This window comes from Microcoleus sp. B5-D4, assembly GCF_036705145.1.
Classification (GTDB): domain Bacteria; phylum Cyanobacteriota; class Cyanobacteriia; order Cyanobacteriales; family Microcoleaceae; genus Microcoleus.
On record NZ_JAUBTV010000006.1, the window covers coordinates 42,326 to 57,810 of the forward strand.

Genomic DNA, 15,485 nt, shown 5'->3' on the forward strand with positions numbered 1-15,485 from the left:
TTCGTTGAGCAGCAAATCTCGGTTGTTTCCTGCTTTTGACTCTCGACTCCACCACTGCCTCCTCTAACACGAAAATATTCCACTTAAACGTTTGCGAGTTTACCATAATGACCGTCGATATGGCTAGTCATTATTAAAACAATAGCCGGAACATACACAGAGACCATTTTTAATGGGAGTATGCTCTCAAGATTGAGAAGTTGCACCGGGCCCGCGGGTACTGTCATCGCCGGAGAGTTTGATCGCCCGCAATGGGGCTGGAACTGAGCTGCGATTTCTTTTAAGTACACTGTTGTTGACCTGACTTTTGATTTTCCCCAATAGTTCCCCAGAAATCAAAATTTTTTAGCTGGCTTTTAAAGCAAGCCCGCGCACGCTGGAGGCCGTATTTAATCAAAAGTGCTTCCCAACACAGTCCCTGACGGACTTTTGAGCCTCATCACCTTGATGTTTCCAGCCAAATCCCTCACGCTCAATGTAGGATTTTGGCTAAAAACCCAGTTTTTCAACCCCTATCCGTCATTTCAACCATGAGCCGCATCCATCCGCACAATCAGACAATGCAGCGCTTGTTTTGTGAAGTTGGGATGAACGGTGGGCCGATAGATTTGTGACGGTACTGTCACTAGATTTTAGATTTTAGATTGAGTCCAGAGATGAATCTGGGAACTGGAACTAGGATATAAAATTTTGGGCTGCTGGCGAATCCTGCCCCAGTTATGGGTTGGCGCAATTGTAGTTATGAATAATTTATCTGTTTATAATGCTGAAGCCGTCAATTTTTTGATGGTATCTATCGGAGCCAAGGTAAAATTCTTACCTCCATACTCGCCGGATTTATCTCCCATCGAGTTGTAGTGGGCAAAAATCCCAGCGATTTTCCTTTCTGAAGGAGATCCACCTTCAAATGTTCTTGATGAAGCGATTACTAAAGCTATTAATGCTTTTACTGATGAAAATGCTTGGCCATCCTTTCATCACTCTGGTCTCTTTTGAGAACCCATTAAACAGTTAATTTCTGTGGTACATTCGATGGTGAGCATCTCATCTTTGTAAAAACACTTCTTCTGGCTCCTTCTTTCTTCCTATTTCCTCCTGCCTCCTGCCTCCTGTCTCCTGCCTCCCGCCTCCCAACTCCAATTTCTAGCTGGGCTGCAAAAGTTAAGATGCTCCCCATTCGATCGCTAATACCTGTGACTGAAAATATTAAGTTTTTAGCAAAGTTTTTTTTACTAATTGTTGTTAACTTCTAGCCGATCATTAGCCGATCATTAACGATCAGCAAATTCCCCGAAATTTGGTTCGGCATTCATTCACAGAAAATCTCTACTATTTATTCCGAGCGGTGTGCTTCTAGTTGCGCTGGTGAGGCGTTGGAATTGCTCTGGCTGTCGTACCTGTAGATGTGAGAGTCACTCTCGAAAATATAATTGATGGAAGTAGCTGCATAGTATGTCAGCGCTAGCAGCGACAATAGATTAAGAACTCTATAAATTGGTTTCTCAGATACTTGGTTCATTGTGACTCCTACTTTTTATGCAAATAACGAAGTTGGATACAGTGACGGCACTTTTTTTTAGAAGTTCCCAAACATCTCGCACCTCTAAAAATTTCCCTGGCTCGCGTTATACACTCCTGATGCCCGATCGCCCAAAATAAGTCGTACTTGAGATTTGAAACAGTTTTTGTTGCCTATTTCATATTGCAGTCTCTGCCTTTAATTGTCTATCTAACTGCGGTAAGAGTTAAGCATTTTGGGCGAATACGAACTCTACAATTTCCTGTTTAGAGCTGCTACGATTGGAAGAAAGGGATCTGGAAAAGGTTAAAGGGCAAAGAACCTAGCTTTTTTTCCACGCCGTGGCAGGATTTTCCCACCTTCGATTAATGGTACGCCGTGGCCGGAAGTAATAAAAATTCTTAAGTTGGTCAGCGGCAGGCAAAAATATGTCTGAAGTTATATTTTTGCAAGCAACAGGCCATGTTACATTACATATTAATTTTGAGCTTGGTTGAGATGGCAGATAATTTTTGAGTAAAAAAATGTTGCTGTCGCTGTCGGCCAATGTGAGTCTGATAATTTTGACTGAACAATTTTAACAGAGCCACACCCTTAAATCACGGTGTGACAGAAGAAAATTAGGCATCAGTCGATTGGAGACTTCGGCGTGAGACGTTGGCGAGGGCTGAGTCAATCTCGCTTAGTTGAACGATTGGAGATTTGAGATTTATTCCACAGATGAATCTGAGAGCTTGAACAAGACCCTAAAATTTTGCGCTGCTGCCGACTTCTGTCGGAAACTTGTATCCGTTTTTGGGCTGGGTCAATCGATTTTAGATTTGAGATTTTAGATTAAAGAATTGAAGCATTGACTTGCGCGAGATAAATACGTTCGGCAAGTTTCATCGGATACAGGTTTTTTATTTCACCGGTCCTGAGTCTGCTTTCGGAATGAATCCGCGGGCTTGTATCCTGGATGCTTTCGGTCACAAAGCAGAAGGCAGAATTGGATAGCGGTAAAAAAATACTGTTTTAGGATTCAGAATTTTTATAGGGTTCTACCTTCTAGCTGCATTTTTTTTACAATGAAACAAGCTCATTTACTCGCTGCCAGGAGCGATGCACGCCGAATAATTTAGGACGAGATCAGCGACTGTGTTGAAGCCAGTTACTTCCACAATTTATTAGAATTCTTGCTCGCATTGAGCTGTTTTTACAACAGAATTTTTGCTGGTAATTTGCAAAAGGGATAGGGGCAGAACAACAGGCCAAACGAGAGGGCCGATGATTAAGGCTATCCAAGATATCACGTCTTTTTTAGATGTCGCAGTATCATTCAAAAAACTTTTGAACCAAACAAGAAAAACGATTAAGGAAATCGAAAAGTAGCTAATCATTATCATTTTTTTACCTGCCTATCTATAGATGGGATAGAAGTATTTATAAATATTGTATCTCAGGGCGTGGTTCGCCGATCGCAACTTTGATCCCCTGAGCTGCAAGTTGCAAGTGTCTAAAACCCAAAGTTTCACAGCTATCCAAGTCCACAGCCTGCGATGTTGAGCGGACTTACTCCCGCTGCGAGGCGGTCTTGGGAACTCAAAGCCTTGCGTTCAGGGCTTTTCGAGGTTTTTTTAAACCTTGAGGCTACCACCCCAATTATAGCTTATGCGATCGAGGTCTTGGGTTTTATGTGATTGAAATCACGTATACTGGCAGACTTAGGTCACAAACGGAGCCAAGAACGATCACACAGCTTACCCGACTGCAATCACCCTACTCTTTTGTCAAATGATCGATATTATAATAGTCGAGTTCAACGAGATTTCATGCAAGCTCTGACTTTAAAATCCGATCGGGCGATCGCTGAACTGTTCTATCAAGTCACTCATTCAGGCAATCTGACTCGCACCGAAAGCCACGGATTGCGCGAACTCTGCCAAAGCGCTCTCAGCGAAGACGCCAGAGATGCAGTCAACCGCCTGCTGCACGCCATCCGCCGCGGATGGGTCAGGATTTCCGATTAGTCTCCTCACACCAGAAGTTGAGATGAGTATTTCTACTTTCTCTCCTGTCAAGCTTTGCCAACAATAAGATTGAAGTGAGTAGGTCGCTCTATTAACCCTCTCCAAAAAAAATTGTACTGCGATCGAAAAGCTCGACCCGGTTTCTTGAAGAAGCCGGGATTTTTGATTTGAAGCAGCCAGTCGATTTTAGATTTTAGATTTTAGATTTTAGATTTTAGATTGACTTCACAGATGAATGTGGGAGCATGAACTAGAGCTTAAAACTTTGGATCGATGGCCACTCCTGTCGGAAACTTGTATCTGTCTTTGGGCGGGTTATTAAGTATATCCACGGAACAAAGACCACACCAAGAAACTAGGTAAATGTAGGTAAAAGCGGGTTTATAAAGACTGTAAAAGTTTTACGTAGAATTAAGCCAAGCGATTTAGCTAGCAATCAGTAGTAATGTATTAATAGATAAATCTTAATTTATTTGTTACCGTTTCTTAACCAAAAGTAGAGATTTCGCAGTTGCCAAAAGCGAGAAATCGGGACGGGGTTGGTGTTTCAAGTTGCGGGGCTATCGAGGAAATATCCGATCCCCAAGTCCGGCTGACACAAATCACTCATCAAGAGCCAATTGATCACATTTACTCCCGTAGTTGAATCACATAAATTTTGGAAAAATTAGTTAATACTGTCAAAAGTGAGTTCAAAAAAAAACACATGATGACAAGCCAAACGCTGTTACCTCAATTTACTATTGCAGAGCTAGTCTTTCAGGTATATCACTCCGGTCTGCTGACTCCCACTCACCGACAACAGCTCAAGGCAGCCCTGTTAAATGACAGTCTTACCGAAGAAGATCAAACAGCCATCAACCGCTTGCTCCACGCCGTTCGCCGGGGCTGGCTGAAAGTTGTAGATTAAACTCGGTTCTAAATTTTTTGCCACTACTCTTTAAATGCACTGTCACTTGAAGGCAGAATTAAATCCCCTTAAAAAAATCAGGCATTAGCCTAAATGTAGGGTGCGCCACAGGCACCCTGCGGTTTTAACTTCTATTTTCTCAGCTTATTTAGTCACAGATTGTGCCGTCAGGCATCATGGCCTCTCTCAGATTCGCTTCATTCAAATTTGTCCCGCGCAAAGAAGCTTGATGCAAGTTTGCTCCCCGGAGATTTGCTCCCTTAAGGGAAACTCCGCTCAAATCTGCTTGATGGAGATTTGCACAGCTCAAGTTAGCTCCGCTCAAATCGGCTCCCTTCAAATCAGCTTTTTCCAGATTTGCTTCCGTCAAATTAGCCCAACTCAGATTTGCTTGAGTTAGGTTAGCACGGCTGAGGTCAGCTTGTGTTAAGTTTGCATCGGTTAAATTTGCTTTGCTCAGGTTGATTCCGCAAAGCTTTACTTCGGTCAAGTTTGCACCTTGCAAGTTAGCGTTAACTGCATAAACTTGAATCAAAATTGCCCCCTGAAGGTTTGCATCTCTCATGTCTGCACCCCTGAGACTCGCCCCCGTTAAATCGGCACCGCTGAAGACGACACTCCGCAAGATGGCTCCGCTCAAGTTCGCTCCCACCGCCTCGCATTCGCCAAAATTAGCGGACATGAGGTTGGCTTGGGAGAGGTTGGCTTGACTGATATCTGCTTGATACAGATTAGCTCTGTACAGGGTGAGACCGATCGAATTTGCACCTTTTAAATTAGCGTGACTCAGGTCAATATCGCGCAAATTTGTCCTTGACATATTGGCACCGCTCAGGTCTACTTTGTGAAAAACCCGTTCTCCGGCTGCATACCGTCTGAGAAGTTCCTCTGCATCCATGTCATTTTCCCCAAAATATTTAATAATACCTTTGATATTTCAATAATATTAGGCATGAGCGACCTTTACGTTTCTTGGTCTGAATACCATCGAAAAATTGAGGATTTGGCTGTAAAAATTGAGGAATCTCAGTGGAAATTCGATCGCATTGTCTGTCTGGCGAGGGGAGGGCTGCGGGTTGGAGATACTCTGTCGCGGATTTTCGACAAGCCATTGGCGATTTTAGCGGCCTCGTCATACAGTGGGGCCGAGGGAAATGTCCGGGGTGCGATCGAGTTTGCCCGCGATTTGACAATGGTGGGCGATAATTTGGGCAGCCGCATTCTCCTGATTGACGATTTGGTGGATTCGGGAATTAGTTTAGAGCAAGGTATCGCTTGGCTGAAGAGTCGCTACGGCGAGGATATTCAGGAAATTCGGACTGCTGTACTCTGGTACAAGGCTTGTTCTGTTGCAAAGCCGGATTATTATGTAGATTATTTGGCTGACAATCCTTGGATTCACCAACCTTTTGAAATGTACGAAAAGATGAGTGCGGCTGATTTGGCGGCGAAAGTTGGGAGTTAGTAAAACCCGCTCTCAACGGAGTCTTTGATTTGTAGTTGTTCTTTTGCCCAAGCTCGAAATGCTCTCATTGTCGGGCTTCTGCCTTGGGTGTTGGCGCGATCGACATATTTGGGAATTACATCAATAATGGGAAAGTCAGGGAAATTTTGGCTAGTATCCGACTCAGTATATTTGCCCTCTTGAAGCAGATAAATTTTCAGGGTTCGCCCATCATATCTCCAAAGTTCCGGCACTTTCAAAGCTTGATAGCTATTTAAAGCGGTTTGTGAGGAGTTGTCAATCTCGATCGCTAAATCGGGAGGCGGATCTACTGTTAAATCTATTCGATCCTTGCCTCTGACAGCAGCTTGGTTCTGAATATAGAAACAATCATCAGGTTCTACGCCGCTCTGCATATCTTTGCTTTTGAAGGTAGTGGAACCTAAAACTTCACAATCAATATTAAGTTCTTCCAGCAGCACGTTGACAAAGTATCCAATCAATGATTTAGCTTTTTCATGTTTGGGTAGTGGCATCCTAATTTCCAGTGTTTCTTTGTAATAAGTAACTCGCAGTGCGTAACCTTCCCCTAACTCGTCTAGGATAGCTTCGTACATTTCCCAGCTAACGTTTTGTAACTTTATTTTATTGCCGGGGGGGACAATTAGTTGATTCAGTTCAAATAATGTTGATTTGGTTTCAGTTTTCATCGGTTGCTTGTAGGGATGGGACTCATAACTCTATTTTATCAAGGGATTGAAGAATCGATCGCCCAAAACTTTAATAGGGTTTTGCCGATATTTTGCACTTTTTGCCATAGTCCGTCCGGGGTTAAAAACCCCTGTCTCATAGCTAAAGTCCTCTGAAAGAGGACTGGATATTTATTAAGGTTTGGCAGTCGGTTTCAACTGAGATGTTGTAGCATTGTCAGCAACAGGCAAGATGCCTGTTCCACAAGAAATTCATTCTTTGTGGAACGGGCCGGAGAGCCCGTTCATAAAAGCCTTATTGAAAATGGTGCAATATCTCAATTTCAACTTACATCTTGCACCATTCTCAAGAACAGGCAAGATGCCTGTTCCACAAAGAATTAATTTCTTGTGGGGTGGGCATCCTGCCCGCCCATAAAAGCCTTATTGAAAATGGTGCAATATCTCAATTTCAACTTACATCTTGCACCATTCTCAAGAACAGGCAAGATGTCTGTTCCACAAAGAATTAATTTCTTGTGGGGTGGGCATCCTGCCTGCCCATAAAAGCCTTATTGAAAATGGTGCAATATCTCAATTTCAACCGACTGTCTTCTATGAGAGGGGGAATTAATTCCCCGGCGGGCTTGTGAGTAAGTGCAAGTCTGCTGATAGAATTAGCGAACCGAAAGAATACGATCGCCCAATTCCATACTATCTGCCAAAACTTCCTGCCGCGCCCACCTATCCGCCGCCAAAATATCGTCTAAACCAGGACTTTCACAGTTATCGGCTTGATGTTTGTCGCACGCCTTATCAATCAGCTTCGGAATATCCAAAAACTGAATCTTCTCCTGCAAAAATAGCGCTACTGCCTGTTCGTTAGCCGCATTCAGCACCGCAGGCATCGAACCGCCCGCACGTCCCGCCGCATAAGCCAACTGCATACAAGGATACTTTTCGTGGTCGGGTTCTCGGAAAGTCAAATCCCCAGCTTTTACCAAATCCAGCCGTTCCCAATCGGTATGAATTCGCTCGGGCCAAGACAAAGCGTAAAGCAGCGGCAAACGCATATCCGGCCAGCCCAATTGCGCCAAAACCGAGGTATCTTGCAGCTCAATTAACGAGTGAATTATGCTCTGAGGATGGATGACAATATCAATGTCGTCATAATCCATTCCGAATAAGTAATGAGCCTCGATGACTTCTAATCCTTTATTCATCAAAGTAGCAGAATCGATCGTAATTTTCTGCCCCATCGACCAATTTGGATGTTTCAAAGCATCGGCTACTGTTACTCCTGCTAATTTGTCGATCGGCAAATCTCGAAAAGAGCCCCCCGAAGCAGTGAGAATAATTCGCCGTAATCCGCCAACCATAACACCTTGGAGGCACTGAAAAATTGCCGAATGTTCCGAGTCAGCCGGTAATATTTTAACGCCGTATTTTTCGATTAAGGGGTTGACAACGGGGCCCCCTGCGATTAATGTTTCTTTATTGGCTAAGGCAATATCTTTGCCTGCTTTGATAGCCGCAATAGTTGGCAGCAAACCGGCACAGCCAACTATGCCCGTGACGACGGCTTGAGCGTCACCGTATTGGGCAACTTCGACAACGCCTGACTCGCCAGCAAGTAAAATAGGTTGAGGGTCGATGTCTGCGATCACATCCTTCAATTCCTGTAATTTATCTTCGTCGCAAACCGCGACAATTTCCGGTCTAAACTGGCGAATTTGCTGGGCCAGCAAGGTTACATTTCGTCCGGCGGTTAACCCGACAATCCGAAATTGATCGGGGTATTGAGCTACAATATCCAGAGTCTGAGTGCCGATGGAGCCTGTGGAGCCGAGAAGAGTTATTGCTTTCACAATTTTTTAATGTTTTGTGGATTATTCTAATATTACGATTGCGGGGATAAAAATTAGTGGTTAACTATTGCGTGGAAAGCACATTCGATGGAATCATATTTTGAGTGACCGAAAGCATCCAGGATACCCGCCACGTGATTCATCCGTCCAGAAATAAAAAACCTGTATCCGATACACAAGCCCCCGAATTTATCCGTGGGGTCAATCTAAAATCTAAAATCTAAAATCTAAAATCGATTGACCACCTAGTGCCAGATTTCATGCAGAATAGGGAAAATTTTGCTGATGACCGTGAGGACATCAGTGTCTCGATCGCCGAAAATATAGAGGAAGGTCGATCGCAGCTACCGTCGAGTTTGGTTGGGGTGATCGCTACTGCTGCAGCAATTTTCTTTTTGTGTAGCAGTTTACGGCACGCTTTATTCCAATCAACTGCTTTCGATTTGGGAATTTTTGACCAAGCAATTTACTTGATCAGCCAAAACCAAACGCCTTTTTCTTCTTTAATGGGGAGGCATATTTTGGGCGATCGCGCAGCGGTAATCTATTATCCGCTAGCTTGGCTGTACAAAATTTACCCGGATGTGCATTGGCTGCTGTTGGTACAAGCAGTTGCTTTATCCCTGGGGGCTTGGCCTACCTGGAGTTTAGCGCGTTTGGCAGGTTTGAATCAAGAACAATCCCGTGCGATCGCATTGATTTATTTGCTCTATCCGGTGGTATTTAACATCAATTTATTTGATTTTCACCCGGAAGTAATCGCTTTACCCGCACTTTTGGCAGCAATTTTGGCGGCGCGTTTAAATAAAATTGTGTGGTTTTGTACCGCTATTGTTTTAGTTCTCAGTTGCAAGGCGGTTTTGTCCCTAACCGTTGTTGCTATGGGCTTCTGGCTGTTTTTTTGCGAAAAAAACCAACGGTACGGGGCGATCGCACTTTTGCTAGGTGCTGCTTGGTTTTTGATAGCTTCCCAGAAAATCATCCCCTTCTTTAGCGGCAGCGAGGTCGCTGGAGTCTGGCGCTACAGCTATTTAGGCAAATCCGTACTAGAAATCATCATCAATCTCATATTAAAACCACAGTTAGTATTAGGAAAACTCCTTGCATTCGATACATTCAAATATTTATTTCTCCTCACCTTACCTGTGATTTGGCTGCTATTGCCATTTTCGGGCAAACTACGGATACAATATCTAACAGCGCTAATTCCTGCCATCCCTACCCTACTCATTAATATCCTCTCTGACTTGTCATTTCAACGCAGCTTAGCCTATCAGTATTCATTGCCTGTAATTCCATTTTTATTTTTAGCAGTAATCGCGAAGGAAGAAACAAGGAACAGGGAAGAAATAAAAGGCAACCAGGAAGAGGATAAAGCAAATAAGCAACAGTTTTTAACATGGGTCAATCGGCCACAATTTAAAAAATTCCGATTTTCTCAACTTTGGCAGGGAATTCAATTGCCGAGAATCATGATAATTTGGTCATTACTAATTTTCCTGTGTGTGGGCGAATACAAAGATTTTTATCGGTACATAAATAGACTGGATACCTGGCAAGCTACACGCGAAGCAGTCGCACAAGTTCAACCGCAAAGCAGTATTTTAACAGATAATAGACTTGCCCCTCACTTTGCCCACCGCCCAATAGTAAAATTGCTTTCACAAATTTCGCCCCAAACAAATTTAGCTGAATTTCAATACATATTATTAAACCTGCGCCATCCCTGGCCTGATACTGAAAAACTTGGTGATACCTTAGCAAATAAACTTAAAACTTCTCCCGATTTTCAATTAACTTATCAAAAAAACGAAGTCCTGCTATTTAAACGAAGGGTTGATTAAACCAATAAAATGCTAACTTTCAAATCCCTAAAATCTCATCCAGTATTTTTAATGATTGTCGTGACAACGATAGTCTTATTTGCCGCCAGCAGCGCGCGGCACGCTTTGTTTCAGTCAACTGTATTCGACTTAGCAATTTTTGACCAAGCAATTTATTTAATCTCCCAAAATAAAACGCCATTTTCCTCTTTAATGGCAATAAATATTTGGGGCGATCACGCCTCTTTTATTTTCTATCCACTAGCTTTACTTTACAAAATATATCCAGATGTTCACTGGCTTTTTTTAGTGCAAGCTTTTTCCCTAGCTTTAGGTGCTTGGCCGAGTTGGAGTTTGGCACGTCAAGCCGGATTAAATAATAGCATATCTTGGGCGATCGCCTGTATTTACCTCCTGTATCCATTAGTATTTAATGTCAATCTCTTCGACTTCCACCCAGAAGTAATTGCTTTACCAGCACTGCTAGCAGCAATCTTAGCCGCGAGGCTGAATAAAATCTGGTGGTTTTGTGCTGCTATTGCATTAGTTTTGAGCTGCAAAGCCGTGCTATCTTTAACTGTGGCTGCGATGGGTTTGTGGCTGTTGTGTTTTGACAAAAAACGCAATTGTGGACTCATAGCTCTATTTCTAGGCGCGGGTTGGTTCCTGGTAGCTACTCAGGCAGTTATACCGTATTTTAATCAGGGAAGAGAACACGCGGGAATCGCGCGGTATCAATATTTGGGAAACTCGGTTTTTGAAATTGCTATTAATTTAATACTAAAACCACATCTAGTTTTAGAGCGTTTGTTTTCTCTAGAGACTTTTGAATATTTAGCCTTATTGCTATTACCAGTAATTTGGTGGCTGTCCCCGCGTCATCTGTCATCTTTAATTAGTGCTGTGCCGATGTTGGCGATGAATATTCTTTCCGATAGGCCCGCTCAGCGGGATTTAGTTCATCAATATTCTGTGCCGATATTGCCGTTTTTGTTGGTTGCCGTAATTTCCAGTTTAGCAGCTAGCAATCAGCAAAAGGGAAAGACAATATTTGATAGATTGCCACTTCCTAATTATCCATTGCCTAGAGTCATTGTAATTTGGTCGTTGATTGCTTTCTTAGCTTTAGCGAAATACGGCTATTTTTGGACTATTTATTTAAATGGGCTCGACACCTGGCCCGCTACCAAAGAGGCAATTTCTCTTGTTGAAACCAAAGGCAGTGTTTTAACAACTGCTCAAATTGCTCCGCACTTAGCGCACCGCCCTGTAGTAAGATTTACTCAGGCTAACGCGCCGCCTGCAAATCTCGCAGAATTTGATTATGTATTGCTGAATTTGCGCTATCCTGGCTGGATGAGCGATCGAGATTTTGTTAATAACTTAGTAACTAAACTAAAAAACACCCCTCAATTTCAACTAAAATATCAGCGAGACGACATATATCTATTCACTAAAAGTCATTAGTCAGCAGTCAACAGTCAGCAGTCAACAGTCAACAGTCAACAGTCAACAGTCAACAAATTCGCGCTAATCCTCCACTTTCACAGCCCTTCTTGCCAACTTCACGTAAGTTTTCACAGTTTCATAAGGCATTTCCAAATCAGCAGCAATATCAAACAAAGATTCCCCCAATTCCCGGCGCGCCAAAATCGTCGCCCAAGTTTCCGCAATCTCAGCAGCGCGACTTCCACCTTTACGCTTTCTGTGCGCCATAAACTTCTGTGTCAATTCATCTATTCGCGCCGCCAATACGCTTTGTATCGATACTTCAGGTAGCGCTTCTGTCAACCATTGGGCTCGCGTTTGTCCCAATCCAAAAGTTGTTTTGTGGCCCGTGCCACAGTAAGGCGCTAACCGCCCCAAAGCATAAAATAATTGTACAAAATCAGGACGATTGTGAGCCGATCGCCCTAGCCCAAATTCCACACCCCCAGCATTGGTAACAAGTTAAGCTAAGAAAGCATTTGTCAATCAGCAATTATGCTCAACTTTTACTCGGATTTTGGGCATCAAACTGAGATTTGGGCGATCAAGGAATCATGCCGAGGGTGATATTTATACTTACTCTCTCTCAAATCGTGAATTTTCCACTCCTAAAAAAGCAGTTTTTTTAAGTAATATTACTGATTGACAAATGCAATTAAGTCTTAAGTTGTCACCAATGCACCCCCAGTGAATCCCGTTACCATGCCTTTTTTGCCCGCCGCTACCTTTTGCGACTCCAATTTTTGGCGACTAATAATCGCATTTTCATCAATCCAATTCAAAAATTCTGCTTGGTCAAAATTTACCCCCGAAAAGTTATTCCAGCGACGCAAATAGCTGTGAAAAACATTTTCGGGAACTGGCAAAGGGAAGTGATGGCCTTTGCTACGAAAGCTTGTAGGAGTCACAAAACTAAGTTTGATGGTTGGCGAAAATGGGAGTTCTGCTGTTAATAATTGCTGGTAAGTTGTGGGTTCAAAAGCAATATCCCAAGAGCGAATTAGCAGCGGAGCATTTCGCAAATCTATCTCTTCGGGCAAATTTTGCAGCCACTGACTCAGCCACTGCACTACTGGCTTGGAAAGTCCTGTTACGTACCAGCGATAAATGCGATCGCCCAAAAGCTGAAATTCTTTGCCACCGGCGAGCAAATCACCTTCCAATCCCGAAATAGTAAAGGCTTTTTCTGACAAGCGAATTTCAAAGGTGGTACCCGCCACGTGATTTATCCGTGGAATCAATCCCAAATCGAAAATCGAAAATCACTTATTGCCCCCGCATTTATCCGTGGGGTCGCCTTTAAAATCTAAAATCTAAAATCTAAAATCTAAAATCTAAAATCGATTGACTGTTCATCGTGCAAAAGTTTCGATAAATCCGGGTCAGTTTGGTGTACTTGACCTAAAAACCAAGCGTGCAAACCTATAGCATACTGCGCGTACAGATAGCTAGCAGCGCCGGGAGTCAATTCAAACACTAATCCGACTAACTCGGTGTCAGCCGGCCAAATCAGCCCAGAAGGAGGAGATTTTTTGCTGTGGGTGGGGTTCGGGGAAGTTGCCATCAGATGCCACTAACAGGGACAGGGCTGTGCTATCTTATCCGATTTTTATCCCCTTTGGGGGATGATTGTTGAGGGCGATCGATCGCCCAAATCTTTTGGCAGCTCCGAAAACCCGCCCTGCTGCAAGTTTCCCGCACCCTCCGGGATAGACAAAAACCACTAAAAAACCAACAACCTAAAACTCAATCTTTGTCAAGGTTTTCCTCCTTGTAAGTAAACAGAAATATACAAGTGTTTAAAATCACATTCTGCGCTACAATTGTCAAAAGCTCGTAGCATCCTCAACTTCGATCCTAAACTATGAACACAACAGAAAAATCTAAACTCTCCAACGAAAAAACTTTGGAGGCGATGAAGAATTTCTCCGAAACCTACGCCAAGCGCACCGGAACTTTCTTTTGTTCTGAACCTTCCGTCACTGCTGTCGTGATAGAAGGACTAGCAAAACACAAGGATGAACTAGGCGCTCCCTTATGCCCTTGTCGCCATTACGAAGATAAAGAAGCCGAAGTAAAAGCCGCCTACTGGAACTGTCCCTGCATTCCCATGCGCGAGCGCAAAGAGTGTCACTGTATGTTATTTCTGACGCCAGATAACGATTTCGCTGGAACTAATCAGGAAATAGGAATGGATCAGATTCAAGCTGTCAGAGACACTATGTAATCGGTTAAGTAGGCGGTCGTGAAATGGCAGTAGTTTTGAAAACAGGTCGTTATTTTTCCTATTTTTAAGACTTAGCTATTTAACAAAAATCGATCGCCGCCTACTCAAACACACATCCGCCATCTAAAATCCCCAATCTCCAATCGAATGACAGAGGAAATGCCGATCGACTTTTGGCAAGGTATCGAACAGTTTAACAGTCAAGACTTTTACGCTTGTCACGATACTTTAGAGGCTTTGTGGATGGAAGCCGGCGAGCCGGAAAAAAGGTTCTATCAGGGAATATTGCAAATTGCGGTCGCGCTTTATCACTTAGGAAATCAAAACTGGCGTGGTGCAGTAATCTTGCTGGGAGAAGGAATAAATCGGCTCAGTTATTATCAGCCGAGTTATGCCGGAATTGCCGTTGAAGACTTGCTCAGACAAAGTGCTAAACTTTTGAGCGCTTTGCAACAAGCTGGGCCGGAAAAAGTTGCTGATTTTTTACCTTTATTAACAGGTGCAGAAGTTGCAGGCTTGCAATTGCCACGAATTATCAAAGTACCGAAAAGTTAAATAAAAGTTAAATAAATGTTTGTATTAGGGTGTGCAGTAGACGTTGCCTCTACACAGAGGAGGGCTGGCTTTCTTGTCCGCTGCACAAGCAGATTTATTTGCTGTGGAACGAGGATCTTGCCCGTTCCCGGTTAAGACAGTTGCAGCCACTCAGCAAAATAGCCAATTAAATTCGCTGTTGTCTTGCTAGGATAATTGGTTGAGACTGTCGGGTCAATCGATCGACCTCACGGGAATCTTTCTGGCCGTTAAGATAAAATACCTAACTGGAGATAATGCCCTTCAGCAATTTCACAAATATTGAGGCTTGTAAGCTATGATGCCCTCCGCTAAACTACTTAATTCGCGAATATTCAAAGGATTATCGCTGCTGTTGCCCCTGACTCTGGCAGGCGCGATCGCCTCTCCCACTTACCCGCAAGCCGGCCCTCCCCGCACTCTCAGCGTGCGATCGGACATTCAAGAAGCCGACTCCAAAACCGGCATCGTGACAGCCCGCGGCAACGTCCAAATCAACTATCCAGCCCGCCAAATACAAGCAACTGCCGCTCAAGCTCAATACTTCAGCCGCGAGCGCCGGATCATTCTCAGCGGAGATGTTTACGTATTGCAGCAGGGCAACAGCCTGCGCGGCGAAACCATAACATACCTCATCGACGAAGGGCGGTTTATTGCCCTGCCAGACAACCCAGGACAGGTAGAATCTGTTTATCTGGTTGCCCCGGAACAAGATGCGGCAGCCCAAAATGCAGTGGGCTCCCCACGTCCAACTACAGCCCCCCGGTAACAGTGGCTCGCAGCAGCGAAATTTCGCCTCAGCCAAAACCTACTACTTGGGATAGATGCGAAATTTCGTCTTTATAAAACTCACAAACTTGGAAAGGTAAACTTTAAATTAGAGAGTCGATCGCACAAAGCCGCAGTCTGAAATTAGCTTGTAGAGCTTGCCGGGA

At 43.7% G+C, this 15,485-nt stretch carries 17 protein-coding genes; 10 read left to right on the forward strand and 7 right to left on the reverse strand.

Going from position 1 to position 15,485, the window contains the following annotated elements; all coding sequences use genetic code 11:
- Positions 1–690 precede the first annotated feature (690 nt).
- Positions 691–858, forward strand: a complete 168-nt coding sequence (locus QUB10_RS04530) for a transposase (protein WP_333199941.1) — start codon at positions 691–693, stop codon at positions 856–858.
- A gap of 475 nt (positions 859–1,333) precedes the next feature.
- Here QUB10_RS04530 and QUB10_RS04535 read toward each other — a convergent pair whose 3' ends face one another.
- Positions 1,334–1,519 carry a hypothetical protein gene (locus QUB10_RS04535; RefSeq protein WP_333199943.1) on the reverse strand — a complete coding sequence of 62 codons (186 nt, stop codon included), beginning with the start codon at positions 1,517–1,519 and terminating at the stop codon, positions 1,334–1,336.
- A gap of 1,811 nt (positions 1,520–3,330) precedes the next feature.
- On the opposite strand from QUB10_RS04535, the gene QUB10_RS04540 reads away from it, so the two are divergent.
- Both QUB10_RS04540 and QUB10_RS04545 read left to right on the forward strand, forming a co-directional pair.
- The gene (locus QUB10_RS04540; RefSeq protein WP_006632170.1) at positions 3,331–3,528 is read left to right on the forward strand and encodes a hypothetical protein; all 198 of its coding nucleotides are present in this window, start codon (positions 3,331–3,333) and stop codon (positions 3,526–3,528) included.
- Between the two features lie 709 nt (positions 3,529–4,237).
- Positions 4,238–4,438: a hypothetical protein gene (locus QUB10_RS04545; RefSeq protein WP_333200110.1), complete on the forward strand. Its 201-nt coding sequence runs from the start codon at positions 4,238–4,240 to the stop codon at positions 4,436–4,438.
- Between the two features lie 148 nt (positions 4,439–4,586).
- On the opposite strand, the gene QUB10_RS04550 is transcribed toward QUB10_RS04545, so the two are convergent.
- On the reverse strand, positions 4,587–5,336 hold the full coding sequence (locus QUB10_RS04550) for a pentapeptide repeat-containing protein (protein ID WP_333199945.1): 750 nt from the start codon (positions 5,334–5,336) through the stop codon (positions 4,587–4,589).
- A gap of 54 nt (positions 5,337–5,390) precedes the next feature.
- On the opposite strand from QUB10_RS04550, the gene QUB10_RS04555 reads away from it, so the two are divergent.
- Entirely contained in the window at positions 5,391–5,903 is a 513-nt protein-coding gene (locus QUB10_RS04555) for a phosphoribosyltransferase family protein (protein WP_333199947.1), read from the forward strand.
- Here the strand turns inward: QUB10_RS04555 and QUB10_RS04560 are convergent.
- Positions 5,900–6,592 carry a Uma2 family endonuclease gene (locus tag QUB10_RS04560; RefSeq protein ID WP_333199949.1) on the reverse strand — a complete coding sequence of 231 codons (693 nt, stop codon included), beginning with the start codon at positions 6,590–6,592 and terminating at the stop codon, positions 5,900–5,902. The genes QUB10_RS04555 and QUB10_RS04560 overlap by 4 nt on opposite strands.
- Before the next feature lie 232 nt (positions 6,593–6,824).
- Here QUB10_RS04560 and QUB10_RS04565 point away from each other — a divergent pair, with 232 nt between their 5' ends.
- Positions 6,825–7,010, forward strand: coding sequence for a hypothetical protein (locus tag QUB10_RS04565; protein ID WP_333199951.1), 186 nt, complete (start codon positions 6,825–6,827; stop codon positions 7,008–7,010).
- Positions 7,011–7,248: 238 nt separating this feature from the next.
- Here QUB10_RS04565 and dxr read toward each other — a convergent pair whose 3' ends face one another.
- Complete coding sequence (dxr, locus tag QUB10_RS04570) at positions 7,249–8,439, reverse strand: 1-deoxy-D-xylulose-5-phosphate reductoisomerase (RefSeq protein ID WP_333199953.1); 1,191 nt, start codon at positions 8,437–8,439, stop codon at positions 7,249–7,251.
- Positions 8,440–8,699: 260 nt separating this feature from the next.
- On the opposite strand from dxr, the gene QUB10_RS04575 reads away from it, so the two are divergent.
- The gene (locus QUB10_RS04575; protein WP_333199955.1) at positions 8,700–10,283 is read left to right on the forward strand and encodes a DUF2079 domain-containing protein; all 1,584 of its coding nucleotides are present in this window, start codon (positions 8,700–8,702) and stop codon (positions 10,281–10,283) included.
- Between the two features lie 9 nt (positions 10,284–10,292).
- Positions 10,293–11,729 (forward strand): DUF2079 domain-containing protein, encoded by a 1,437-nt coding sequence (locus QUB10_RS04580; protein ID WP_333199957.1) that lies wholly within the window; start codon positions 10,293–10,295, stop codon positions 11,727–11,729.
- Between the two features lie 63 nt (positions 11,730–11,792).
- On the opposite strand, the gene QUB10_RS04585 is transcribed toward QUB10_RS04580, so the two are convergent.
- The 3 genes from QUB10_RS04585 to QUB10_RS04595 form a co-directional block, all read right to left on the reverse strand.
- The gene (locus QUB10_RS04585) at positions 11,793–12,191 is read right to left on the reverse strand and encodes a hypothetical protein (RefSeq protein ID WP_333199959.1); all 399 of its coding nucleotides are present in this window, start codon (positions 12,189–12,191) and stop codon (positions 11,793–11,795) included.
- A 221-nt stretch (positions 12,192–12,412) separates the two neighbouring features.
- A complete protein-coding gene (gene cas6 / locus QUB10_RS04590; protein WP_333199961.1) occupies positions 12,413–12,970 on the reverse strand; it encodes a CRISPR system precrRNA processing endoribonuclease RAMP protein Cas6 in 558 nt (185 codons plus the stop codon).
- Positions 12,971–13,077: 107 nt separating this feature from the next.
- On the reverse strand, positions 13,078–13,314 hold the full coding sequence (locus tag QUB10_RS04595) for a hypothetical protein (protein WP_333199963.1): 237 nt from the start codon (positions 13,312–13,314) through the stop codon (positions 13,078–13,080).
- Positions 13,315–13,614: 300 nt separating this feature from the next.
- Between QUB10_RS04595 and QUB10_RS04600 the strand changes: the two genes are divergently transcribed.
- From QUB10_RS04600 to QUB10_RS04610, 3 genes are all read left to right on the forward strand, one after another.
- Positions 13,615–13,977: a ferredoxin thioredoxin reductase catalytic beta subunit gene (locus QUB10_RS04600; protein ID WP_333104114.1), complete on the forward strand. Its 363-nt coding sequence runs from the start codon at positions 13,615–13,617 to the stop codon at positions 13,975–13,977.
- Between the two features lie 147 nt (positions 13,978–14,124).
- Positions 14,125–14,532 (forward strand): DUF309 domain-containing protein, encoded by a 408-nt coding sequence (locus QUB10_RS04605; RefSeq protein ID WP_333199965.1) that lies wholly within the window; start codon positions 14,125–14,127, stop codon positions 14,530–14,532.
- 316 nt (positions 14,533–14,848) lie between these two features.
- Complete coding sequence (locus QUB10_RS04610) at positions 14,849–15,319, forward strand: LptA/OstA family protein (protein ID WP_172186331.1); 471 nt, start codon at positions 14,849–14,851, stop codon at positions 15,317–15,319.
- Positions 15,320–15,485 lie beyond the last annotated feature (166 nt).